The organism is Micromonospora sp. LZ34 (assembly GCF_052981855.1).
Genome location: NZ_JBRIQN010000060.1, coordinates 1 through 22122, shown reverse-complemented (window position 1 = coordinate 22122; position 22122 = coordinate 1). Strand labels below are relative to the sequence as shown.

The window sequence follows — 22122 nt, the reverse complement described above, 5'->3', positions numbered from 1 at the left end:
GCTCAGGTGGTCGGCGCCTGCTCGCTGATCTCGCTGAGCGCCGACTGCGGGTCGAGCTGCATGGCGAGGTCACCGAGGGAGACGATGCCGACCAGCTTGCGCTCGCTGTCGCAGACCAGCACCCGCCGGATGCCCCGCTCACGCATCAGCGACGCCGCCTCGCCGGCGGTGGAGTTCTGCTCGATCATCACCACCTCGCGGGTGATGATCGAGCCGATGGTGGTGACGGCCGGGTCGCTCCGCTCGGCCACCGCCCGCACCACGATGTCGCGATCGGTGAGCATGCCGGCGAGGGTGGCGCCGTCGGTGACCACCACGTCGCCGATGTCCGCCTCCTTCATCACCTTGGCGGCCTCGTCCAGGGTGGTCTCTGCCGGCAGGTACACGACCTGCTTGGTCATCACGTCCGCGACCCGGTAACCGGTCATGAGAGCCCTCCGAAACACACGTCAGCCGATTCGGTTGCGGTACCCCGTGGTGCGATGGCTACACCCTGCCGACGGGCTGCCGGCCCACCTCGTCGCACAGCCGCTCCACCAGCTCGTCGACCGGCAGTTCGGTGCGCTCGCCGGTGGCCCGGTCGCGCAGCTCGACGTACCCCTCGGCGAGGCGGCGGCCGACCACGACGGCGCGCGGGATGCCGACCAGCTCGGCGTCGGTGAACTTGACCCCGGCCGAGACGTGCGTGCGGTCGTCGACCAGCACCCGCAGGCCCGCCGCGGCGAGCCGCCCGCCGAGCTCCAGCGCCGCCGCCAGCTGCGGCCCCTTCCCGGCCGCCACCAGGTGTACGTCGCACGGCGCGACCGCCGCCGGCCAGACCAGTCCCCGCTCGTCGTGGTGCTGTTCGGCGATCGCCGCCACCGCCCGGGACACCCCGATGCCGTAGCAGCCCATGGTGGGCCGAACCGGCTTGCCCTCCGGGCCGAGCACGTCGACCGAGAACGCGTCGGTGTAGCGGCGGCCGAGCTGGAAGATGTGCCCGATCTCGATGCCCCGGCGGATGGTCAGCTCGCCGGTGCGGCAGGCCGGGCAGGGGTCGCCGGCCCGCACCTCGGCGGCCTCGATGGTGCCGTCCGGCACGAAGTCGCGGCCGCTGACCACGTGCACCGCGTGCCGGCCCGGCTCGTTCGCGCCGGTCAGCCAGGCCGAGCCCGGTGCCACCCGCGGGTCGACCAGGTAGCGGATGCCGAGCTTCGCCATGATCTGCGGGCCGATGTAGCCGCGGACCAGCTCGGGGTGGGCGTCCCAACCGTCGAACACGTCCACGGTGGCCGGGGCCACCGCCGCGCCCAGCCGCTTCAGGTCCACCTCGCGGTCGCCGGGCAGCCCGACGACCAGCAGTTCGGCCTCGTCCGCACCGGGCCGCCGGACGGTCAGCACCACGTTCTTCAGCGTGTCGGCGGCGGTCCAGTCGGCCCGGCCGCCGAGCCGGCGGGCGTTGGCCAGCTCGACCAGGGTGGCGATGGTGGGGGTCTCCGGGGTGTCGTGCACCTCGGTCGGGGGGTGCGCGTCCGGGTCGCCGGCCGGCGGGGCGGGCGTGGTCACCGCCTCGGTGTTCGCGGCATAGTCGCAGGCGGTGCAGCCGACGAAGGTGTCCTCGCCGACCGGCGTCGCGGCCAGGAACTCCTCCGAGGCGGAACCGCCCATCGCCCCGGACATCGCGTGCACGATGGTGTGCTCCAGCCCCAGCCGGTCGAAGATCCGCCGGTACGCGCCCCGGTGCCGGTCGTACGCGGCCTGCAGGCCCGCCTCGTCGAGGTCGAAGGAGTACGCGTCCTTCATCAGGAACTCGCGGCCCCGCAGCAGGCCGGCCCGCGGCCGGGCCTCGTCCCGGAACTTGGTCTGGATCTGGAAGATCGTCACCGGGAAGTCCCGGTAGGAGGAGAAGAGGTCCTGCACCAGCAGCGCGGCCAGCTCCTCGTGGGTGGGCGCGAGCAGGTGCTCGGCGCCCTTGCGGTCGGCGAGGGTGAAGATGTCGTCGCCGTACTCCGTCCACCGCCCGCTGGTCCGGTACGGCTCCGCCGGCAGCAACGCCGGGAAGTGCACCTCCTGGTCGCCGATCGCGGTCATCTCCTGCCGGACGATCTCGGTGACCCGGTCCAGCACCAGCTTGCCCAGCGGCAGCCAGGTGTAGCCACCCGGCGCGGCCCGGCGGATGTAGCCGGCGCGCAGCAGCAGCCGATGGCTCGGCACCTCCGCGTCCGCCGGGTCCTCACGCAGGGTCCGCAGCAGCAGGGTCGACATACGTAGCAGCATTGCCGCAGCGTACGACCGGTGCGGTGGGGCCGGCGAACGGATTGCGTCGGCCGTTGCCGAGACTGACGCGGAAATCGGCTGCCCGGGCGGCAACCCGGGGATCCCGAGGTGGCGTCTGGGGAGTTGTCAACGACTACCCCAAGGATCGGCTCGTGTGGACCCTCTGCTGAGTGAGTTCGACTCGTTCGTCCGGACCCGGACACCCGCCCTGCTGCGGTCGGCGTACCTGCTGACCGGGGACCAGCACCTCGCCGAAGACCTCGTCCAGTCGGCGCTGGCCCGCACCCACCGGTCCTGGAACCGGCTGCACCACAGCGGCAACGCCGAGGCGTACACCCGCAAGACCATGTACCACCTGCAAGTGTCCTGGTGGCGACGCCGTCGGGTCCCCGAGTCGATGACGGGCGAGCTGCCCGAACCACGCGGAGGCGACTCGGCCCCCGACCACGCCAGCCAGACCACTGTGCGGCTCACCCTGCGCGCGGCGCTGGCGAAGCTCTCGTCGAAGCAGCGCGCCGTGCTGGTCCTGCGGTTCTTCGAGGACCGCACCGAAGCCGAGGCCGCCGAGTTGCTCGGCGTCACCGTCGGCACCGTGAAGAGCCAGACCTCCAAGGCCCTGGCGAAGTTGCGCACCGTCGCGCCCGAACTCGCCGAGCTGTACGTCCTGGAAGGAAGCGCCCGATGAACGACCAGCGTCTCCGGCTCGACCTGGCCGACCTGGCCGACGAGGTCACCCCGGTCGACCTGCGGGACCGCGCGCTGCGGACGTCCCGCCGGATCGGCATCCAGCGCGCGATCGCCACCTCCGCCGCGGCGGTGGTGCTGTTCGGCGCGGCCACCGGCACCGCGTTCGCGATGCTGCCGAACCGGGGGACGGACCCGCTCCCGGCGACCACCCCGTCGGTGACCGCCAGCCCGTCGCCGTCGGCCTCGCCGAGCCCGTCGACGATCGCCCAGCCGGCCGACGCGCCGAGGGCGCCGTTGACGGTGGACGAGGTCCGCAACGCCACCATCCAGGTCGGCAGGTGGAACGCCGACTTCTGCCCCTCCGGGAACTACCGCTTCAAGGACGGCACCAGCACCTACCTGCCCCGGGAGGACTCGCCGGGGGCGTTCAGCATGCTCGGCGACCCGTCGATCGTGGACGTCGACCGGGACGGTGATTTGGACGCGGTCGTGCTGATCACCTGCAGCCCGTTCGCGGTGCGCGCCCAGCAGGTGATCGCCCTGCACCGGACCGAGTCCGGCAAGATCGCCACCCTGGGCCAAGTGACCGTGACCGGCGCCGGGACGGGCGGCGGAGAGCTCACGGAGGTGCAGGCCGCGGCCGACGGCACGATCCGGGTGCGCTGGCGCGACACCCAGCCCGGCAGCGAGGCCGCCCAGTGGCGTACCTACCGCTGGAGCGGTGACGGATTCCGTCAGACCGACGGCCCCAAGAGCTTCCCGAAGATGTCGATCGACTTGAAGATCACGGCCGGCCCGGCCACCCTGGTGAAGCAGCCGGACAGCGGATACGCGGGCGATCTGGTGCTGACCGTCACCAACACCGGAAAGATCACTGTTGATCAGCCCGGTGTCCGGCTGACCCTGCCGAAGTCGGTATCCCTGACCAAGGTCCGCGGCGTGTTGAACAACAAGGCCTCCGTGCAGGACAGCGGGCCGCCCATGACCATGATCTGCTCGCTTGCCGCGATCGCGCCCGGCAAGTCGGTGACCATCACCGTCAGCCTGCGGTTCGCTGGAAGTGGGCAACCTGCTTCCGGCACGGTGGACGTGTTCAACAGCCAGGGTGACAACGACGAGAGCAACGACCGGGCGGAGTACACGCTGACCCTGAGCGAAGGCTGAGCCCCGGAAAGCACGGAGTCGCGCCCCGAAGGTCGGCGAGGTGGGGGTGCCTGGCGGGCGCGGATGCCACCGGCTCGCCGACCTGGCGAGCTACCGAAAGCCGAAGGCCCTCCGGCGTACGCGCTGGAGGGCCTTCCGCTTCGCTGAGGTCAGTGCTGCTTGGCGAAGTCGACGAACGCGCGCCAGGTCTGCGGGTCGAAGGTGAGCACCGGGCCGCGCGGGTCCTTGCTGTCGCGGACGCCGACCACGCCGGCCAGGTTGTCGGCCACCTCGACGCACTCACCATTGCCGCTGCGGGTGGACTTGCGCCAGTTCGCACCGGTCAGGTCCATGACGTCATCACATCCTTCATCAGCTCGGCGGACTGCCGCTGAGGTAGGGCCTCGCTGCGGACGCTCTCCCATCTCGCGAGCAGGATAGCCACGTCGCCGTCCTTGTCGACCGTCGTGCCGCCGAGTTGGTTCTCCAGGTAACCGACCCAGTCGCCGTCGCCGCCGCGCGCGAGAGTGAACGGACCGGCGAGTCCGACGTGCACGCCAACCTCCGCCGGAATGACGTGCACGCTGACATGCGGGCGCTCGATGCACTGCGTCAGGTGGGTGATCTGCTGGGTCATCAGACCGCGGAAGCTCTCGTCCGCGCGGCGAAGAACGGCCTCCTCGATCACCGCTACGAGCTTGGGCGGTTGCGGTCGGCTGAGAACGGCCTGGCGATCCAACCGGATCGCCACCCGTTCTCCACCTCGTCATCACTCAGCGTGTCGTCGGCCCGGATCACTGCGCGGGCGTAGTTCTCGGTCTGGAGCAGACCGGGGATGAGCGTTGGATGGAAGCACCAAAGCTGCTGGCCGTTGCGTTCCGCTTCCAGCCAGGGCCGCAGCCAGCTCGGTTGGCCGTTCCGCTCGGCCAACTTCAGCAGGGACGTCAGCAGGCCGCCCGTGCCGAGCACCTCGTCCGCCCGCTTGAGGAAGAACCGGTCGAGGGGCCGCTGCCCCAGCTCGACGGCGGAGATCTGCGAGCCCGAGAAATGCACCAGCTTGCCGAACTCCTCCTGGCTCAGCCCGGCGTTGGTGCGCAGCCGGCGGAGCTGGACCCGGATCAGTTCGGCGGTCGGCTCGGCTTCCACAGTTCCTCCACAGATCCGCTGGCCTCTGCAGGGGTTTCGCTCGGCGGAGGCGTGTCGCCCCGCCATCGCCCCGGTCCTCGTCAATGCCTTCCGACGGTAGTCGCCACCGCGGCACAGTGTCACCAGCGGTCACGCCCCGCCAATGGGCGGGCCGCGCCGGGGCCGCTCCGGTTCCCCCGTGCCGGGGCGGCCCCGTCCGGTCGCAGAGGAGGTCGAGGTGGACAACCAGAGTCGCCGGTTCGACGAGCGGCCGCCGGTAATGTTCCGCCGGCTTCCCGTACCCCGTCTCGGCCCGTACGCCGACCGGCCCCGGGCGTACCCGGCGGACCGCGTGCCGCACCTGCCGCTGCGCCCGCTCTGGTTGTGCCGGGCCTGCGGCCGCCCCTGGCCCTGCGCGGAGGCCCGGCTGCTGCTGCGGGTCGAGTACGACGGCCGCCACCTGGACCTGGCCGTCTACATGTCCGGGCTATACCACGAGGCGACCCACGACCTGTTCCGGCTGAACCCGCACGACGGCCCCAGCCCGCGCGAACTGTTCGAGCGCTTCGTCGCCTGGGGGCCGTACCGGCGGCCGGTGGTCGAGCCACCGGACGACGACCGGTGAGCCGATCCCGACGCTCGCCAGCCCCCGGATGGTTGCCGCCCGAATCTGGAAAGGACTGTCGGACATCAGCAGCAACGAGCGGCAACTGAGGTCCGGAAGGGACGCGTCTTGGGTGGCGTCACAACGTGATCCACTCCCGGAAGGCCACCCCCATGGACAGCATCCTCACCCCCCGTACCGTCTCCACCTCGGCGCTGCGGCGGGCCCTGCGGCCCCGCGCGCTGATGGGTGTCGCGGCGCTGGTGCTGCTTCCCGTCGCCGCCGCCGGCTGCGCCACGCCGGCCCGCACCACCGCTGCCAACGCCCCGGTCCCGGCGGCCGCCGCCACCACCGAGTCGGCCGTGGTGACCTCCGTCGCCGACCAGGGCGGCGCGGGCGGCTCGGGGACGGCGACGGCCCGCCCGCTGCCGTCCGCCCCGTCCGGCGCCAGCCAGCTGAGCTGGCCGCAGCTCACCTGGCACTCCGACCAGGAGTACGGCGGGACGGACGACGCTCCGGCCCGGATCTGGCGCAGCACCCCGGACGGGCGCTGGGAGGTTGTCCGCGAGGGACGCCCCGGTGACCGGGTGGCGGCCGGCGAGGTGGTTGCCTCCCCGGACGGCCGGCGGGCGGCCTGGCGGTCGGTGAACCCGCACCGGCTGATGATCGACGCTTTCGAAGGCGGGTCGGCGGTGTCCGTGCCGATTGCGGGCACCCTGAGCTGCACGCCGCGCTGGATCGACAACCTCACCGTGGTGTACACCGAGGGCCGGGAGCGCGACTGGACCGTGGTCGGGGTCCGGGCCGACGGCAAGGGGCGCCACGTCATCGCCACCCACCAGCAGACCTGCCCGGTCGTCGCGAACGGCATGGTCGGCTTCGTCCAGGACCGGTCGCTGCGCCTCGGTGACCCCAGTGGGATCTTCCGCACCGTGCAGCCCCGCATCCCCGGCGACCTCAAGATCCACAGCCTGGCCGGCTTCTCGCTGGACGGGCGGCACGTCGTGATCAGCACCCACGTGCCGAGCCCGGGCGAGTGCGGCTGCGGCTGGCGGATCCGCAACTACCGGGTGGACGTCGTCACCGGCGCCGCCGTCGAGCTGACCCCGCTCGACGCGGCCTGGACGAAGGCGACCGGCCACGGTGCCATCGAGCAGGTCCGCTTCCTGCCGGGCGGCACGCTGGTCGCCCAGGTCAACACCGGCACCTACGGAGACGACGCGCCCGCCTACCGGCTGGTCCGGTACGCCGCCGACGGCCGGGTGCTGGGCAGCCTCAAGGTGCCGGCCGGCACCCCGTGGGGTCACCTGCTCGGCTGACCGGCGGCACAGGACGGACGGCGGGCCACACCGACGGGGGGTGGCCCGCCGTCGGCGTCGCGGCGGCCTGCCGCGACCTTCACCACGAGTCCACCGCTCGGGGACTTTAGGACCATTTACGTCTAATGCTTCGTTGGTCCCTGTTATCCCTGATGTCAGCCATCACGACATACGGGGGTTACATGAGCAAGACCTCAACGCCGCAGAGATGGGCGGGTGCCTGTACGCGGCTCGCGGCTCTAGCGCTGCTGGCCGGTGCCCTGCTGTTCGCGGGCGGCTCGCCGGCCGCCGCCGTGGCCTCGGACCCGGAGGTGAAACCGAGGCTGCACCTGACCAAGACCGGCTCCCCTGCCGAGAAGGTGAAGGCGGGTCAGCAGATCACCTACACGTACACGGTGTCGAACCAGAGTACCGGCACGACCGACCCGATCACCAACATCACGATCGACGACAACACGGTCACCGGGATCACCTGCGAGTACACCTCGCGCGCCCCGGATGAGAGCACCACCTGCACCGGCACCTACACGGTCACCAGGCAGGACGTGGAGAACGGTAAGATCGTCAACACGGCGCAGGCGACCGGGTCGTTCGAAGAGCAGACCGTGTGGTCCAACAAGGCGACGTTCACCGTCACCACCGCGCCCAAGAAGCCGGTCCAGGCCAGCCTGTCCATCGACAAGAAGGCCCGGGTCGAGTCGGACTGCCGCAAGAAGTGCGAGAAGGACGGCTTCGCGGCCAAGGGTGACAAGATCTTCTACACCTACCGGGTCAGCAACACCGGCACGGTCACCATCACCAACGTCGCCGTGTACGACCCGACCGCCGGACCCGTGAAGTGCAAGTCCACCACCCTGGCGCGGGGCACGAGCACCGACTGCCACGCCGTCAAGCCGTACGTGGTGACCTGGTCCGACGTCAAGGCCGGCAAGGTGGTCAACACCGCCCGCGCGACGGGCAAGTTCCACGGCAAGAAGGTCGTCTCCGAGCCGGACACCGTCACCATCTGCATCCGGCACGGCAAGTACGACCACCGGAACGACCATGGCGAGCATGACGAGGAACTGCCGGTCACCGGTGACCCGACCGTGAGCGCCCTTGCCCTGGGTAGTGGCCTGCTGGCCACGGGCGGCCTGCTTCTCGGAGCCGGTCGGCTGCGCCGGCTGTCGATCTTCCGGGCCTGACGCGTAGGGCGACGGACGCCGGGGATCCGCAGGATCCTGGCGTCCGTCGCACCTGCCGTCGCCCGGGAGATCGTGCCGGGGCATGACGGACGGCGGGCCACACCGACGGGGGGTGGCCCGCCGTTCCGTGTCCGGCGTGGGCGTCGCCACACCGACCCGGTGGGCGCGCCACGGTCGCCGGTCGCCGGTGCAAGACTGACCGGTCGACGCGGATCGAACCCGGAGGCCGGAGTGGCAGACGTGCGCTGGCGCAGCTTCGTGGCGGTGGGGGACAGCTTCACCGAGGGCATGGACGACCCGTACCCGGACGGCACCTACCGGGGCTGGGCGGACCTGGTCGCCACCCGGCTCGCCGCCGAGGCCGGCCCCGACTTCCGGTACGCGAACCTGGCCATCCGGGGTCGACTCTTCCCGAACGTGGTGGCCACCCAGGTGCCCGAGGCGGTCGCGATGAAGCCGGACCTGATCAGCTTCGCGGCCGGTGGCAACGACGTGCTCCGCCGTACCTTCGATCCGGACGCCCTGGTCGCCCGCTTCGACGACGTGGTGCGGGAGTTGCGCTCCGGCGGCGCCGACGTGATCCTCTTCCGGTTCGCCGACGTGATGGCCCGGTTGCCCGGGCAGCGGCTCGTCGCGCCCCGCGTCCAGCTGCTCAACCAGGCGGTGGGCGAGACCGCCGAACGGCACGGCGCGATCCTGGTCGACCTGTACGCCGACGACACCTACCTCAACCCGATGCTGTGGAGCACCGACCGGCTGCACCTCTCGCCGGCCGGGCACCGGCGGGTGGCCGCGCAGGTGCTCACCGCGCTCGGCGTCGGCTGCGACGAGGAGTGGTTGATGGTGCCGCCGAACCCGGCGCCCACGCCCTGGCTCGCCGCCCGGGCCGCGGACCTGCGCTGGGTCGGCCAGCACCTGGCCCCGTGGATCCGGCGCCGGCTCACCGGCCGCTCCTCCGGCGACACGGTCACCGCCAAGCGCCCGTCGTTGGCCCCGTTCACCGACTGACCGTGCTCACCCTGCACACCGCGCCGTTGCTGCGTACGGGCCCCGACGCGCCGCCGACCCCCGGGGCCGCCGTCGCGGTCCGGGATGACCGGATCGTCGCGGTCGGCCCGCTGGCCGAGCTGGCCGGGGCGAACGCCGGGGCGCGGGTGCGCCGCTGGCCCGGGACCATCGGGCCGGGGCTGGTGCACGATGGCCCGCTGCCGGCCGCCGACACGCCACGCGAGCGGGTGCACGCGTTGCTGCGTCGCGGGGTCACCGCGGTGCTGGCCGAGCACGTGACCGAGCCGGGGCTACGGGCGGCCGTCGACCGGAGCGACCTGCTGGTGCTGCCCGTCGCCGAGCCGCCGCTGCTGGTGCCCGGCGCCCGCGCTGACCTGGCCGTCTCCGACGCCGACGGCGCATGCCTGGTCACCGTGCTGGCCGGCCGCCTGGTGCACCGCCGCGCCTGAGTTCCGGGGCGGCCCGTTCTGTCGCCCTACGGTCTGGGGATCCTCTGTGGTCGGCGAGCCCTGCAACTGTCACGTGTCGGTCGCCACTTCCGCTGCACCCGATCTGCGATGCCGGGTTGCCGGCTCGCGATCCGGCGTACCTTGGGGATCATGTCTGTGCCGAGCGATCCTGATCCCCGACTCCAGTCCTACGCGGACCCGCAGCGGCTGGTCACCACCGGCTGGCTGGCTGAGCACCTGGGTGACGAGGGCCTCGTCGTGGTCGAGTGCGACGAGGACGTGCTGCTCTACGACACCGGCCACATCCCCGGCGCCCTGAAGGTCGACTGGCACCTGGAGCTGAACGACCAGGTGACCCGGGACTACCTCGACGCCAAGAGCTTCGCCGAGCTCTGCGCCGCCAAGGGCATCGGCCGCGACGACACCGTCGTCTTCTACGGCGACAACTTCAACTGGTGGGCCGCGTACGCCCTCTGGGTGTTCACCCTCTTCGGCCACCCGGACGTGCGGCTGCTCGACGGCGGCCGGCAGAAGTGGATCGCCGAGGGGCGGGAGCTGACCCGCGACAAGGTGACCCGGCCGCGCGCCGAGTACCCGGTGCCGCAGCGCGACGACGCGCCGATCCGGGCGTACCGGGAGCAGGTGATGGCGCACGTGGCGGCCGGGCGACCGCTGGTCGACGTCCGCTCGCCCGGGGAGTACACCGGCGAGATGCTGCACATGCCGGACTACCCGCAGGAGGGCGCGCTGCGCGGCGGGCACATCCCGGGCGCGGTGAACAAGCCGTGGAAGTCCGCGGCCAACGACGACGGCACCTTCAAGTCGCCCGACGAGCTGAAGGCCATCTACGCCGACCAGCTCGGGCTGAGCCCGGACGACGACATCGTGGCGTACTGCCGGATCGGCGAGCGGTCCAGCCACACGTGGTTCGTGCTGCGCCACCTGCTCGGCTACCCCCAGGTGCGCAACTACGACGGCTCGTGGACCGAGTGGGGCAACCTCGTCCGCGCCCCCGTCGTCAAGGGCGACCAGCCCGGCGGCCTGAACAGCTGACCGCCGCGCCGTCCCCGCGTGACGGCTCCGGCCGCGCGCGGGGTCGTCCCCTCCCGTGGTACGCCGCCCGCGCGGGGCCGTCGGCTCGGCTCAGCCGGCGGCGAGCGAGAGCTCGCCGTACAGGTCCCGAACCACTCCGGTGATCTCGCCGGTCTCCGGCCGCCAGCGCAGCAGCCCGCCCGGGTCGTGGCGGAGCAGCACGGCGCCGTCGGCGTCCCAGCCGAGCACCTCGCAGCAGCCCTTCCAGCGGTCCCGGCCCAGGTCGAGCAGCCGGGTCACCACGCCGGTCCCGGCGTTCAGCACCGCCACCCCCTCGACACCCTGGAACTGACCCGTGGTGATCCAGCCGGCCCGGGCCACCTGGTCGCCGCGCTGCCAGCCGTGACCGTAGAACTCGTCGACCCGGTTGCCGCGGGGCAGGGCGCGGAAGTCGAGCGGTCGGCTGCCCAGCTCCGTGCCGCCGGCGCTCGCCGTCCACCGGCTCAGCGTCAGGCTCTCCGGGGCACCGCCGAGCGCCAGCAGGGCGTCCGTCCGGGCGGCCGGGTCGGGCGTGACCAGGTCCCAGGGCGACAGCGGCACCTTCCGGGCCGCCCCGGTGCCCCGGTCCAGCTCGTACGTGCTGTCGTTGTCACCGACGAAAAGCCGCTCGCCGGCCCAGAGGACGTGCTCCAGGTAGCCCTTGAGCGGGTAGTGGCTGACCGCCGCGGTGGTCAGGTCGACCACGATCACCACGTCGGTCTGGGCGAAGGCGGCCAGCCGCCCGTCCGGGGAGAGGCTGCCGGTCTTGAGCGGCACCGCCTCGTTGCCCTCGGCGTCCCGGGTCCGGGCCGGGGTGACCACGTCGAGGTCCCGGACGACGCCGTCGTCGCCGAGCACCCGGATCCGCCCTTCCGCGCCGCTCGCCGGGTCGACCGGCTGGTACAGCGCCAGCGCCCGGCGGACCGGACGGGCGGAGAGCGACGTGCTGACCGCGTCGCCCAGGCGGCCGAGCGGGCCACCGGGATAGGCCAGCTGCTCCGGCGGTCGCTGGACCGGCGGCGCGCTCGGCACCGGGCGCACGGTCGGCGTGACGGGTGTGATCGGCGCCGGCCCGTCGGCGGGGCGCAGGGCGAGCGTCGTGCCGCCGGTGAGCAGGACGACCGCCACCGCGGCGGCCCCGGCGGCCCGCCGGTTGCGGCGCACTCGACGAGCCCGGTCCCAGCTCGCCGCCGCCGGCTGCGACGGCCGGACCTCCTCGGCGGCGAGGGTCAGCAACTGGTGCAGATCCTTCTCGTTCACGGGTTCACCTCCAGCCCGGTACGGCCGTCGTCGCGGCCCAGCTCGGGCGCCACCTCGCGGAGCCGGCGCAGCGCCGCGTGGCACTGGCTCTTCACCGTGCCGACGGTGACGCCGAGCGCCTCCGCGGTGGCCGCCTCGGTCAGGTCCTCGAAGTAGCGCAGCACCAGCACCGCCCGCTGGCGCGGCGGGAGCTGCCCGAGGGCGTCGTGCAGGGCGAGCCGCAGCGCACCGTCCGCGTCCCGGCTCTCCCGGTCCGGCGGGTACGCGGCGAGCCACTCCCGCCGGCGCCGCCGCCACCAGGAGACCGCGTCCCGGTAGAGGATGGCCCGCACGTACGCGGCCGGGTCGCCCTCGCGCACCGCCGGCCACCGCAGCGCCAGCTTGAGCAGCGCGTCCTGGAGCAGATCCTCGGCCTGGTGCCGGTTGCCGCAGATCAGGTACGCGGCGCGCAGCAGCCGGTGCTGGTGGGCCTCGACGAAGCTGACGTAACCGTCCCGCCCGTCGTCGGTCGGCGGTGCCATCCGCCCCCCTCCCCGGCCGGTCGCTGTCCCGTTCACCACTCAGACGCCCGGGGCGGGGGAAAGGTTGGGTCAGTTCTCGGGCCGACCGGTCAGGTAGCGCTGGATGGTGGGGGCGACCCAGGCGACCAGTTCCTCCGGGCTCATCTCCACCATCGGCGGCAGCCGGACGAGGTAGCGGGTGAAGGCGAGGCCGAGGATCTGGCTGGCCACCAGGGCGGCCCGCTTGGCGGTGGTCGCCGGGTCGGTGCCGAACCGGCCCACCGCCGCCCCGAGCTGGTCGGCGAAGATGCCGCGGACCCGCTCGGCCGCGCCCGGATTGGTGCTGGCGGTCCGGAGCAGGGCGGCGAGTGTCTCGTCCCCCTCCCACCGCCTGAGGAAGTGCCGGACCAGCGTCTCGCCGAGCTGTGCGGGCGGCACCTCGGCCAGATCGGGCAGCCGCAGGTCGAACTCGGCGGCCGCCGCGAAAAGCCCCTCCTTGCTGCCGTAGTAGCGCATCACCATCGACGGGTCGATCCGCGCGTCGGCCGCGATGGCCCGGATGGTCGCCCGGTCGTAGCCCTCCGCGGCGAACCGCTCCCGGGCGGCACGCAGGATCGCCGCCCGGGTGGCGTCGGAGCGGCGGGGTCGGGTGGGCGCGGTCTCGGTCATGCCCACCACCGTATGCCAACGGTTGTTGACACTCCATCAACACCAGGCCTACTGTTGCCAACAGACGTTGGCCAACATGTGTTGGCATAGACGGTGACGGAGGTGTGGTCATGCTGCCCACGAGCACGGACGTCCTGGTGGTGGGGGCCGGCCCGACCGGGCTGACCGCCGCGCTCACGCTGGCCCGGCGCGGCGTGGAGGTGACCGTCGTCGACCGGCTGGAGCGCCCTCCGGTCACCTCCCGGGCGGCGGTCGTGCACGCGTACACCCTGGAGGAGCTGGACCGGGTCGGCGCGGCCGGCCCGCTGATCGAGCGCGGGCTGCGGTCGCCGGGGTTCACCGTGCGCGACCGCGACCGGGTGCTGCTGACCGTGCCGTTCCACACCCTGCCGTCGCGGCACGCCTACGCGCTGATGGTCTCCCAGGCGGTCACCGAGGAGGTGCTCACCGGGCAGCTCGCCGCGCTCGGGGTGCCGGTGCTGCGGCCGTACCGGATGACCGGGTCGGCGGTCGACGCGGCCGGCGCGACGGTCGCCTTCGACGGCGGGGCGACCGTGCGGGCCCGTTACCTGGTCGGCGCGGACGGCATGCGCAGCATCGTGCGGGAACAGGCGGGCATCGGGTTCTCCGGGCCGGACGACGGCGCGGAGTCGTACACCCTCGCCGACATCCGGGTGACCAGCGCGCTCCCCCGCGACCAGGTGGCCCTCTTCCTCGCCCGCTCCGGCCCGCTGGTCTGGGCGCCGTTGCCCGACGGGGTGGTCCGGCTGGTCGCCGCGGTGGACGAGGCGCCCGCCGACCCGGACGTGGGATACCTCCAGGCGCTGCTCGACGAGCGCGGGCCGGCCCGGCGCCCCGACCGGGTGGTCGAGGTGCTCTGGAGCTCCCGGTTCCGGCTGCACCACCGGATCGCCGACACCTTCCGCGCGGGGCCGGTGCTGCTCGCCGGCGACGCCGGGCACGTGCACAGCCCGGCCGGCGGGCAGGGAATGAACCTCGGCATCGTGGACGCCGTCGACCTCGGCACCACCCTCGCCGACGTGCTCGCCGGCGGCCCCGAGACGTTGCTCGACGGGTACGCGGCCCGGCGCCGCCCGATGGCCGAGGCCGTGGTCGGCTTCGCCGACCGGCTCACCCGGCTGGCCACCCTGCCGCCCTACCGCCGGCTGGCCCGGAACCTGCTGTTCCGGCTGCTCTCCGCCGTGCCGCCGGCCCGGCACCAGGTCGCGATGCGCCTCTCCGGCCTCGACCAGCGCGAGCGGGTGGCCGGCTAGGCTGCGCCGGTGGGACAGGTGTGGCGCGACTGGGGCGGCGTCGTGCTCGCCGCGCTCGCCGGGCTGCCGCTGCTGGCCCTGGTCACCGCCGGGCTCGCCCGGCACCGCCGGGACGCCGCGACCACGGGCGAGTCCTGGCGCCGCAGCGCCGCCGAGGTGGGTGCGTCGCCGGCACCCTGCCCTGGGTGTGGATGATCCTCACCCCCCGCGCCGCGCCCCGCGAGGTCGACCTGGTGCCGCTGCGCGACCTGGCCGACCTGCTCACCGGGCCGCCGGTGACCGCCGTGGTCCAGGTGGTCGGCAACCTGCTGGTCTTCGCCGCGCTCGGCTTCTTCGCCCCGGTACGGCTGGCCGCGCTGGCCGGCGCCGGCCGGCTCTTCCTGCTCGGCGCGGCCGGCTCGCTGCTGGTCGAGTCGCTCCAGTACGCGCTCGATCTCGGCCGGGTCTCCTCCGTCGACGACGTGCTGCTCAACGCGACGGGTGCGGCGCTGGCCGGGCTGGCGTCCCGGCGGTGGTGGGCGGGGCGGCGGGCGGCGGCGGGGCGGCCGGTCGCAGCGCCCGCCACGCCGCGAGGGTGACCAGCGCGAAGGTGACCGCCGCCGCCACCGCCACCGGCACGGTGCCGTACGCCGCCCCGACCAGCCCGGCCAGCGCCGCGCCGATCGGCGCGGTGAGCAGGCCGACCACCCGCTGGGCCGCACCCACCCGGCCGAGCAGTTCGGCCGGCACGCGGCGCTGACCGTACGACGCCCAGAGGCTGTTCCACACCGCGGTGCCGGCGGCGAAGACGGCCAGCGCGATCCCGCCCGGTACCGGATGCCGGGCCAGCGCGAAGCCGGCCAGCGCGAGGGTCTGCGCGGCGAGCATCACCCGCAGGGCGGGTGCCGTGCCGAGCCGGTCGGCCAACCGCCCCGCCCCCAGCGCACCCGCGACACCGCCGAGGACCGCCGCCGCGGCGAACACGCCGTACCCGGCCGGCGGCACCCGCAGCACGTCGAGCGCGTAGAGCACCAGCACCGCCAGCAGTCCACTGATCGCCAGGTTGCCCGCCGCGGTCAGCAGGGTGACCCGCCACATGGTCCGCTCCCCCCGCAACCACCGCACCCCCGCCCCGATCTCACCCCACACCGCCCTGCCCGCCGCCCCTGCCCTGCTCCCGGCGATTTTGCAGTTGTGGCCCTCCTTCCGCGGCTTCGGTGCCGATCTGTCCGGGCACGATCGCGGGGAGCTGACCGGGGAGAGGGCGAGGATCAGTACGGCGGCGAGGGCGAAGGTGAGGGCGTCGACGGTGAAGGGGAGGGCGGGGGCGGCCGTGAAGAGGACGCCGGCGGCGGGCGCGCCGAGGAAGCCGCCGACCACCGCCGTACCGGCCTGCAACCGGCCGTTCGCCCGGGCCAGGGCGGCCGGCGGCACCACCGCCGGGAGCAGCGCGAAGGCGGCGGCGTCGAAGAGCGTGCCGAGCGTGGCGAGCAGGAACGCGACCACCAGCAGCGCGGCCACTCCGGCCCGGTCGACGGCGACCGCGACGGCGAGCGCGGCCACCACGGCGGCCCGCAGCCCGTCCACCACCGCCATCGTCCGCCGCCGGTCCCAGCGGTCCGCGTAGACGCCGCCCAGCAGGCCGAACAGCAGCGGGGGCAGTTGGGCGGCGACGGTCACCGCGGCGATCACCCGCGGGTCGCGGGTCAGCGTGGCGGCCAGCAGGGCCAGCGCCGGCGTACGCAGGGCGTCGCCGAACCGGGACGAGACGGCGGCGGACCAGAGCAGGTGGTAGTCGCGGCCGAGCCGGGGTGCGGTCATGCCGGGACCCTGCGGGCTCGACCGGGTCGAGGGTCAAGCCGCCGGGTGAAAGGGGGACGCGCGGTTCGGTGATCATCGGTACGGTGGGCGCCGGCACTGGACCGGGGAGCACTCAGGCGTGGACCACACCTTCCAGGTCGACCTCCGTGGCGTGGTCGACCTGCTCAGTCATCACCTCTACGGCAGCCCGCGGGTGTACGTGCGCGAGCTGCTGCAGAACGCGGTGGACGCGATCACCGCGCGCCGGGCCACCGAGCCCGGCGCGCCGGCGCTGATTCGTATCGAGCCGCCCGAGCTGACCGGCGACGGGACGCTGCGGGTGCACGACACCGGCATCGGCCTCACCGAGGCGCAGGTGCACGAGCTGCTAGCCACCATCGGCCGCAGCTCCAAGCGGGACGACCTCGGCTTCTCCCGGCACGAGTTCCTCGGCCAGTTCGGCATCGGCCTGCTCTCCTGCTTCCTAGTCGCCGACGAGATCCGGGTGCTCACCCGGCACGGCGACCAGCCGACGGTCCGCTGGACCGGCCACTCCGACGGCCGCTACGCCGTGGAGCTGGCCGCGCCGGGGGCCGGCCGGAGCGAGCCGGGCACCACGGTGACGCTGGTGCCGCGCCGGGACGCCGACCAGTGGCTCGCCACGCCGACGGTCACCGACCTGGCCCGGCTCTTCGGCTCGCTGCTGCCGGTCACGGTCCGGGTCGGTGACGTGGTGACCACCGCCGGGCCACCGCCCTGGCCGACCACGCCGGGCGCGCCGGTCGACCGCCCGGCGCTGGTCCGGTACGCGCGTGAGACGCTCGGCTTCGACCCGTTCGACGTGCTGCCGCTGTCGGTGCCGGAGGCGGGGCTGACCGGCGTCGCGTTCATCCTGCCGGAGCCGGTGAACCCGGCGGCCCGCGCCGGACACCGGGTCTACCTCAAGCGGATGCTGCTCACCGAGCACGCCGACGGGCTGCTGCCGGACTGGGCGTTCTTCGCCCACTGCGTGGTGGACGCCAGCGAGCTGCGGCCGACCGCCAGCCGCGAGGCGCTCTACGAGGACACCCTGCTCACCGCCACCCGGGAGGCGCTCGGCGACCAGGTGCGCGGCTGGCTGGTCCGGCTGGCCCGGCACGACCCGCGCCGGCTCGCCGAGTTCCTCCAGGTGCACCATCTCGGGGTCAAGGCACTCGCGCTGCACGACGACGAGATGCTCCGCCTGGTCGACCAGTGGTGGCCGATGGACACCAACGTGGGCACGCTCACCCTGGCCGAGTTCCGGCAGCGGCACGGCCTGATCCGGTACGCGGCCAGCCTGGACGAGTTCCGCCAGCTCGCCGCGGTCGCCGCCGCGCAGGACCTGGCCGTGGTGAACGGTGGCTACACCTACGACACCGAGCTGATCGAGCGGCTGCCCACGGTGGACCGGTCGGTGCTCATCGAGCGGCTGGAGCCGAGCGACCTCACCACCCGCTTCGACAGCCTCGACCCGCAAGTCGAGTTGGCCCTGCGGCCGTTCCTCACCGCCGCCCAGCGGGCGCTGGAGCGGACCGGCTGCGAGGTGGTGGTCCGGGCGTACGACCCGGTCTCGCTGCCGGCGCTTTACCTGGTCAGCCGGTCGGCGGCATTCAACGACCAGCTCGCGGCCAGCCGGGACCGGGCCGACGAGCTGTGGGGCGGGGTGCTCGACGCGCTCGCCGCGTCCGCCCCGCCGGACCGTCCGCAGCTGGTGCTCAACCACCGCAACCCGCTGGTCCGCCGGGTCAGCGCGCTCGCCGACCCGGAGCTGGTCGGGCTCGCCGTCGAGGGGCTGTACGGGCAGGCCCTGCTGCTCGGGCACCATCCGATCCGCGCGGCCGACGCCGCGCTGCTGAACAGTTCCTTCCTCGGCCTGCTCGGCCGGGCCGTACCGGGACGGGAGTGAACGGTGGCCACGAGCAACGACGACCTGTGGCGGGTGCTCCGCGACGCCAGCAGCATGCCGTACGGGGCGGGGCAGATCGCCGTGATCGAGCAGCTGCTGCGGCGGGTCGACGCCGCCGACGACCGGCAGCTCGCCTTCGTCGCCCGGATGCAGGCCACCACCGCGTACACCTACGGCGGCGAGTCGGCCAAGTCCTTCGTGACGTTCTCCTGGTGCCTGTCGGAGTTCGAGCGCGACCCGCAGCCCTACCACGCCCGCTACGCCCGACAGCTGCTCTGGCACTTCAAGTACATGGTCAACGGCATGTTGAAGTTTCCCGAGGTGCCGCTCGACCGCACCTACGCGGTGCTCGACGACATGGAGCGGCGCTACCGGGCGAGCGGGCACAGCCTCCAGGCCGTCCACAAGCACCGGTTCCGGGTCGCCGACCACGTGGGTGACGCCGACGCGGCCGTCCACTGGTACCGGCTCTGGCAGACCACCCCGCGCGACGACCTCTCCGACTGCGCCGGCTGCGACCCCACCACGCAGGTGCAGTACCTGGCCGACACCGGCCGGCACACCGAGGCGGTGGCGCTGGCCGAGCCGGTGCTCGCCGGGCGGCTCACCTGCACCGAGCAGCCACAGGCGATCCTCACCGCGCTGCTGGTGCCCTACCTGCAGGCTGGCCGGCACGAGGAGGCGCGCACGGCGCACCGGGCGGCGTACCGCCGGCTGCGGGGCAACCTCGCCGACCTGTGGGACATCGGCGACCACATCGAGTTCTGCACGCTGACCGGCAACGAGGCCCGCGCCCTGGAGCTGGTGGAGCGGCACCTTGACTGGCTGGACCGGGCGCCGTCACCGGCCGCGGCGATGCACTTCGCGGCGGCCGCGTCCGCCGCGCTGCGACAGGTGGACGGCGAGCTGACCGTGTACCGGCGGGCCGCCGGCGACCGACCGGCCGCCGACGTCCCCGCGGCCCGGCTCGCCGTCGAGCTGGCCGAGACCGCGACCGCGCTGGCCGCCCGGTTCGACGCCCGCAACGGCACCTCCCACCAGTCGGAGATGGTCGCCGGCCGCCTCGCGGTCCGACCCACCGGCGAGCACCTGCCGCTCTCGGCGAGCCTGCGCCGCCGACCAGCCCCACCGGGCGCCCCGGCCCCGGTGGCGGCCACTGCCGTCGCTGCCGCCTCGACCGTCCCGGACGGGGATGGCGCGCCGGCGGTCGCGGGCGCGCAGGGCGGTGCGACGGCGCCGGGCGGGGTCCGGCGGGTGGCGGTCGAGGTGCCGGTCGACGCCGGGGCCGACGAGCTGCTGGACCTGGCCGAGGAGCGCTGGGGCCAGCACGACCGGATCACCTTCCAGGCCGCGCTGGCCGCGTACGACGAGCGGTTCGGCGCGGCGGAGCTGCCCCCGGCGACCGTCGCGCACCGGCTGGAGCTGCGCTCTGCCGAGCTGAGCGACGCCGAGGAGATTCCGGCCGCGATCGAGGCCGGCCGGGCGGCGCTCGCCGCGTACCGGGAGCTGGGCGATGAGGTGCGGGCGGAGGTGGTCGCCGGCCGGCTCGGCGTGCTGCTCACCATGACCGAGGAGGGCGCCGAGGAGGGGCTGGCGCTGGTCGGCGCGGCCGCCGAGGCTCTCGACCGGATCGGTGACGACCGACTGCGCGCCGCCGCCCTCGACCGCGTGGCGCTGGCGCTGGTGCACGGCCAGCGTTGGGCGGAGGCGCTCGCCGCGATCGACCGGGTGCCGGCCGGCGCGGGCGGCGACCCGTGCCTAGAGATGCGGGTGGCGCTGCACCGCACGCACCTCCTCGAGGAGCTGGACCGCGCGGACGAGTTCCGGGCGGCGGCCGAGCAGGCCCGCCGGCTGGGCCGGGAGTTGGGCATCGACGAGCTGCTGATGACCGCCTGCCTGGCGTACGCCCGGGCGGTGGACGACCCGGCGGAGGCGGTGACCGCCTGCGACGAGGCGCTGCGGGTGGCATCGGCCGAGGCGCTGGTGCAGGCACGGGTCACCCGGGCACGGGCGCTGATGGCCGCCGGCCGGGCCGGTGAGGCGGTGGAGGACTTCGCCGAGGCGGTGACGCTCTGCGTGGAGCGGGGCGCCGAGGGGGACGCCTTCCTGCGCTGGGAGCTGGCGAACGCGTACCGGGTCGCGGGCCGGCTGGGCGAGGCGGCGGAGGTCGCGGAAGAGGCGGTGATCGGGCTCGACCGGCTCGGCGCGCAGGCTGAGGCGGACCGCTGCCGGCACCTGCTGGCCGGCATCTACCAGGGCCTCGGCGAGATCGACCCGGCGCTGGCGCTGCTCGACCAGCTCGCCGGCAACCTGGACGGGCCGGACAACCTCCCGCACCGGGCGCAGGTGCTCGAGGAGGCCGGCGGCATCCTCTACGACGCCGACCGGGACGCCGTGGCCGCGCAGAAGTTCGCCGCGGCGGCGGGCGTCTACGAGCTGGCCGGGCTGCCGCTGGACGAGTTGCGCGCCCGCCGCCGCGAGGCGTACGCATGGCTCTGGTCGGGGGACGGTGCGGCGGCGGTGCGCACGGTGGAGGTGCTGGACCGCGTCGCCGGGACGCTTTCCGGCCAGCCGGAACCGGAGCCGCCGGTGACGTACGAGCTGGCGCTGGCGGCCGAGGCGGGGGCGCGGATGCTGGCCGACGCCGGCCGCGCGGGCGAGGCGCTCGACCGGCTGGCCGGAGTGCCCGACAGGCTCCGCTCGATCGAGGCCTTCGCCGAGGCGGCCCAGGTGGAGGTCCTCACCGGCGAACTGCTGCTCCAGCTGGACCGGCCGGCCGAGGCCGAGCGGCTGCTGCGCCGGGTGCTTGGTGGGCTGCCCGCCGGCTCCCGGCCGGTGCCGCAGGCCGCCTGGCTGCTCGCCCGGGCGCTGGACGACCTGGGCCGACCGGACGAGGCCGCCGCGCTCCGTAAGGAGCACGATCTCGACCACGACCACTGACGCGCCGGGCGTCGGCGGACCGGCCGACCCGGCCCGTCGGTCGACCCCGGCCGGTCGGCCGAACTCCCGGCCGGTCGGCCGAACTCCCGGCCCGGGGTGTCCGCTTGGTCGCGAGCCGGGGCCGGACCGGTCCGGCCGGCAGGCGGCGGTGGGCGAACCGACGGGTAACCGAGCCTCACGTGGTGCGGCGCGCGGTCTACGCTTGCCCGGTGACGGTGGAGCAGCAGGCACGGGGCACGAACGGAGCCGCGGGGTCGGGTCGGCGCCGGTCCCGCAAGGACGAGATCCTGGAGATCGCGGTCGGCCTCTTCGCCGCGCGCGGCTACCACGGCGTCTCGATGGACGACATCGGCGCGGCCGCCGGGGTCACCGGCCCGGCGCTCTACCACCACTTCGCCGGCAAGGAGGCGATGCTGGCCGCCGCGCTGATCCCGGTCAGCGAGGGGCTGCTCGCCGGTGGCCGGGAGCGGTCCGCTGGCCACCCGGACGACCCGCGCGCCGCGCTGGAGTCGCTGATCGACTTCCACGTCGACTTCGCTCTGGCGAATCCGGCGGTGATCGCGTTGCACCTGCACGAACTGGACCGTCTCCCGGACGAGCCGCGTCGCCGGATCCGCCGGCTCCAGCGGCTCTACGTCGAGGAGTGGGTGACCGTGCTGACCGCGCTGCACCCGGGCATGCCCGACGGCGAGGCGCGGGTGCTGGCGCACGCCGCGTTCGGCCTGATGAACTCCACCCCGTTCCTCGGCGGCGAGGTGGACCGCCGCCGCCGCGCCGAACTCCTCCGCGGCGCCACCCTCGCCGCCCTCCTAGCCCCCACCGCCCCCGCCTAATGGGAGCTGTCGGGTGGGGCGTTGGCAGACTCGACACTGGTAGCCGCGGGCGGGTGAGCACTCCCCCCGCCTGGACTTGATGAGTCCTGGGGTC

The 22122-nt window shown here is 74.0% G+C and carries 21 protein-coding genes and 1 pseudogene; 14 read left to right on the top strand and 8 right to left on the bottom strand.

Translation table 11 applies throughout. From position 1 onward, the window contains the following. Window positions 1-2: 2 nt before the first annotated feature. Both ACVCAH_RS33515 and ACVCAH_RS33510 read right to left on the bottom strand, forming a co-directional pair. Entirely contained in the window at window positions 3-428 is a 426-nt protein-coding gene (locus ACVCAH_RS33515) for a CBS domain-containing protein (RefSeq protein ID WP_447140248.1), read from the bottom strand. Window positions 429-486: 58 nt separating this feature from the next. After that, window positions 487-2256 carry a proline--tRNA ligase gene (locus ACVCAH_RS33510; RefSeq protein WP_447140247.1) on the bottom strand — a complete coding sequence of 590 codons (1770 nt, stop codon included), beginning with the start codon at window positions 2254-2256 and terminating at the stop codon, window positions 487-489. Window positions 2257-2410: 154 nt separating this feature from the next. Here ACVCAH_RS33510 and ACVCAH_RS33505 point away from each other — a divergent pair, with 154 nt between their 5' ends. Then, complete coding sequence (locus tag ACVCAH_RS33505; protein WP_447140246.1) at window positions 2411-2941, top strand: SigE family RNA polymerase sigma factor; 531 nt, start codon at window positions 2411-2413, stop codon at window positions 2939-2941. Further along, window positions 2938-4107: a hypothetical protein gene (locus ACVCAH_RS33500; RefSeq protein WP_447140245.1), complete on the top strand. Its 1170-nt coding sequence runs from the start codon at window positions 2938-2940 to the stop codon at window positions 4105-4107. Before ACVCAH_RS33505 ends, ACVCAH_RS33500 begins: the two co-directional genes overlap by 4 nt. A gap of 149 nt (window positions 4108-4256) precedes the next feature. On the opposite strand, the gene ACVCAH_RS33495 is transcribed toward ACVCAH_RS33500, so the two are convergent. Then, window positions 4257-4439, bottom strand: a complete 183-nt coding sequence (locus ACVCAH_RS33495; protein WP_447140244.1) for a DUF397 domain-containing protein — start codon at window positions 4437-4439, stop codon at window positions 4257-4259. Beyond that, window positions 4430-5232, bottom strand: a pseudogene (locus tag ACVCAH_RS33490) (helix-turn-helix domain-containing protein). The gene ACVCAH_RS33495 and the pseudogene ACVCAH_RS33490 overlap by 10 nt, the downstream one beginning before the upstream one ends. A 259-nt stretch (window positions 5233-5491) precedes the next feature. On the opposite strand from ACVCAH_RS33490, the gene ACVCAH_RS33485 reads away from it, so the two are divergent. The 6 genes from ACVCAH_RS33485 (at window position 5492) to ACVCAH_RS33460 (ending at window position 10828) form a co-directional block, all read left to right on the top strand. Next, a complete protein-coding gene (locus ACVCAH_RS33485; protein WP_447140260.1) occupies window positions 5492-5836 on the top strand; it encodes a hypothetical protein in 345 nt (114 codons plus the stop codon). Window positions 5837-5961: 125 nt separating this feature from the next. Then, window positions 5962-7134, top strand: coding sequence for a hypothetical protein (locus ACVCAH_RS33480; RefSeq protein WP_447140243.1), 1173 nt, complete (start codon window positions 5962-5964; stop codon window positions 7132-7134). A gap of 182 nt (window positions 7135-7316) precedes the next feature. Next, window positions 7317-8318, top strand: coding sequence for a DUF7507 domain-containing protein (locus ACVCAH_RS33475; RefSeq protein WP_447140242.1), 1002 nt, complete (start codon window positions 7317-7319; stop codon window positions 8316-8318). 240 nt (window positions 8319-8558) lie between these two features. Next, a complete protein-coding gene (locus tag ACVCAH_RS33470; protein ID WP_447140259.1) occupies window positions 8559-9326 on the top strand; it encodes an SGNH/GDSL hydrolase family protein in 768 nt (255 codons plus the stop codon). A 2-nt stretch (window positions 9327-9328) separates the two neighbouring features. Next, window positions 9329-9775 carry an imidazolonepropionase-like domain-containing protein gene (locus ACVCAH_RS33465; RefSeq protein ID WP_447140241.1) on the top strand — a complete coding sequence of 149 codons (447 nt, stop codon included), beginning with the start codon at window positions 9329-9331 and terminating at the stop codon, window positions 9773-9775. Between the two features lie 150 nt (window positions 9776-9925). Then, a complete protein-coding gene (locus tag ACVCAH_RS33460; protein WP_447140240.1) occupies window positions 9926-10828 on the top strand; it encodes a sulfurtransferase in 903 nt (300 codons plus the stop codon). A gap of 90 nt (window positions 10829-10918) precedes the next feature. Here ACVCAH_RS33460 and ACVCAH_RS33455 read toward each other — a convergent pair whose 3' ends face one another. From ACVCAH_RS33455 to ACVCAH_RS33445, 3 genes are all read right to left on the bottom strand, one after another. Beyond that, window positions 10919-12106 carry a hypothetical protein gene (locus tag ACVCAH_RS33455; protein ID WP_447140239.1) on the bottom strand — a complete coding sequence of 396 codons (1188 nt, stop codon included), beginning with the start codon at window positions 12104-12106 and terminating at the stop codon, window positions 10919-10921. Then, window positions 12103-12627 carry a SigE family RNA polymerase sigma factor gene (locus ACVCAH_RS33450; protein WP_447140238.1) on the bottom strand — a complete coding sequence of 175 codons (525 nt, stop codon included), beginning with the start codon at window positions 12625-12627 and terminating at the stop codon, window positions 12103-12105. The genes ACVCAH_RS33455 and ACVCAH_RS33450 overlap by 4 nt, the downstream gene beginning before the upstream one ends. Window positions 12628-12696: 69 nt before the next feature. Continuing rightward, window positions 12697-13275, bottom strand: coding sequence for a TetR/AcrR family transcriptional regulator (locus ACVCAH_RS33445; RefSeq protein WP_447140237.1), 579 nt, complete (start codon window positions 13273-13275; stop codon window positions 12697-12699). A gap of 110 nt (window positions 13276-13385) precedes the next feature. On the opposite strand from ACVCAH_RS33445, the gene ACVCAH_RS33440 reads away from it, so the two are divergent. The 3 genes from ACVCAH_RS33440 to ACVCAH_RS33430 are packed head-to-tail and all read left to right on the top strand — an operon-like array spanning window position 13386 to window position 15127. Next, window positions 13386-14549 (top strand): FAD-dependent oxidoreductase, encoded by a 1164-nt coding sequence (locus ACVCAH_RS33440; protein WP_447140236.1) that lies wholly within the window; start codon window positions 13386-13388, stop codon window positions 14547-14549. Between the two features lie 9 nt (window positions 14550-14558). Further along, window positions 14559-14744 carry a hypothetical protein gene (locus ACVCAH_RS33435; protein ID WP_447140235.1) on the top strand — a complete coding sequence of 62 codons (186 nt, stop codon included), beginning with the start codon at window positions 14559-14561 and terminating at the stop codon, window positions 14742-14744. Further along, entirely contained in the window at window positions 14741-15127 is a 387-nt protein-coding gene (locus ACVCAH_RS33430; RefSeq protein WP_447140258.1) for a VanZ family protein, read from the top strand. The genes ACVCAH_RS33435 and ACVCAH_RS33430 overlap by 4 nt, the downstream gene beginning before the upstream one ends. On the opposite strand, the gene ACVCAH_RS33425 is transcribed toward ACVCAH_RS33430, so the two are convergent. Then, entirely contained in the window at window positions 15018-16349 is a 1332-nt protein-coding gene (locus ACVCAH_RS33425; protein ID WP_447140234.1) for an MFS transporter, read from the bottom strand. The two genes, ACVCAH_RS33430 and ACVCAH_RS33425, sit on opposite strands and share 110 nt — an antisense overlap. A 118-nt stretch (window positions 16350-16467) precedes the next feature. Here ACVCAH_RS33425 and ACVCAH_RS33420 point away from each other — a divergent pair, with 118 nt between their 5' ends. The 3 genes from ACVCAH_RS33420 to ACVCAH_RS33410 all read left to right on the top strand — a co-directional run bounded on the left by ACVCAH_RS33420 (window position 16468) and on the right by ACVCAH_RS33410 (window position 22028). Continuing rightward, the gene (locus ACVCAH_RS33420) at window positions 16468-18255 is read left to right on the top strand and encodes an HSP90 family protein (RefSeq protein WP_447140233.1); all 1788 of its coding nucleotides are present in this window, start codon (window positions 16468-16470) and stop codon (window positions 18253-18255) included. A 54-nt stretch (window positions 18256-18309) separates the two neighbouring features. Then, complete coding sequence (locus tag ACVCAH_RS33415; RefSeq protein WP_447140257.1) at window positions 18310-21195, top strand: hypothetical protein; 2886 nt, start codon at window positions 18310-18312, stop codon at window positions 21193-21195. A 209-nt stretch (window positions 21196-21404) separates the two neighbouring features. Further along, window positions 21405-22028 (top strand): TetR/AcrR family transcriptional regulator, encoded by a 624-nt coding sequence (locus ACVCAH_RS33410; protein ID WP_447140232.1) that lies wholly within the window; start codon window positions 21405-21407, stop codon window positions 22026-22028. Window positions 22029-22122 lie beyond the last annotated feature (94 nt).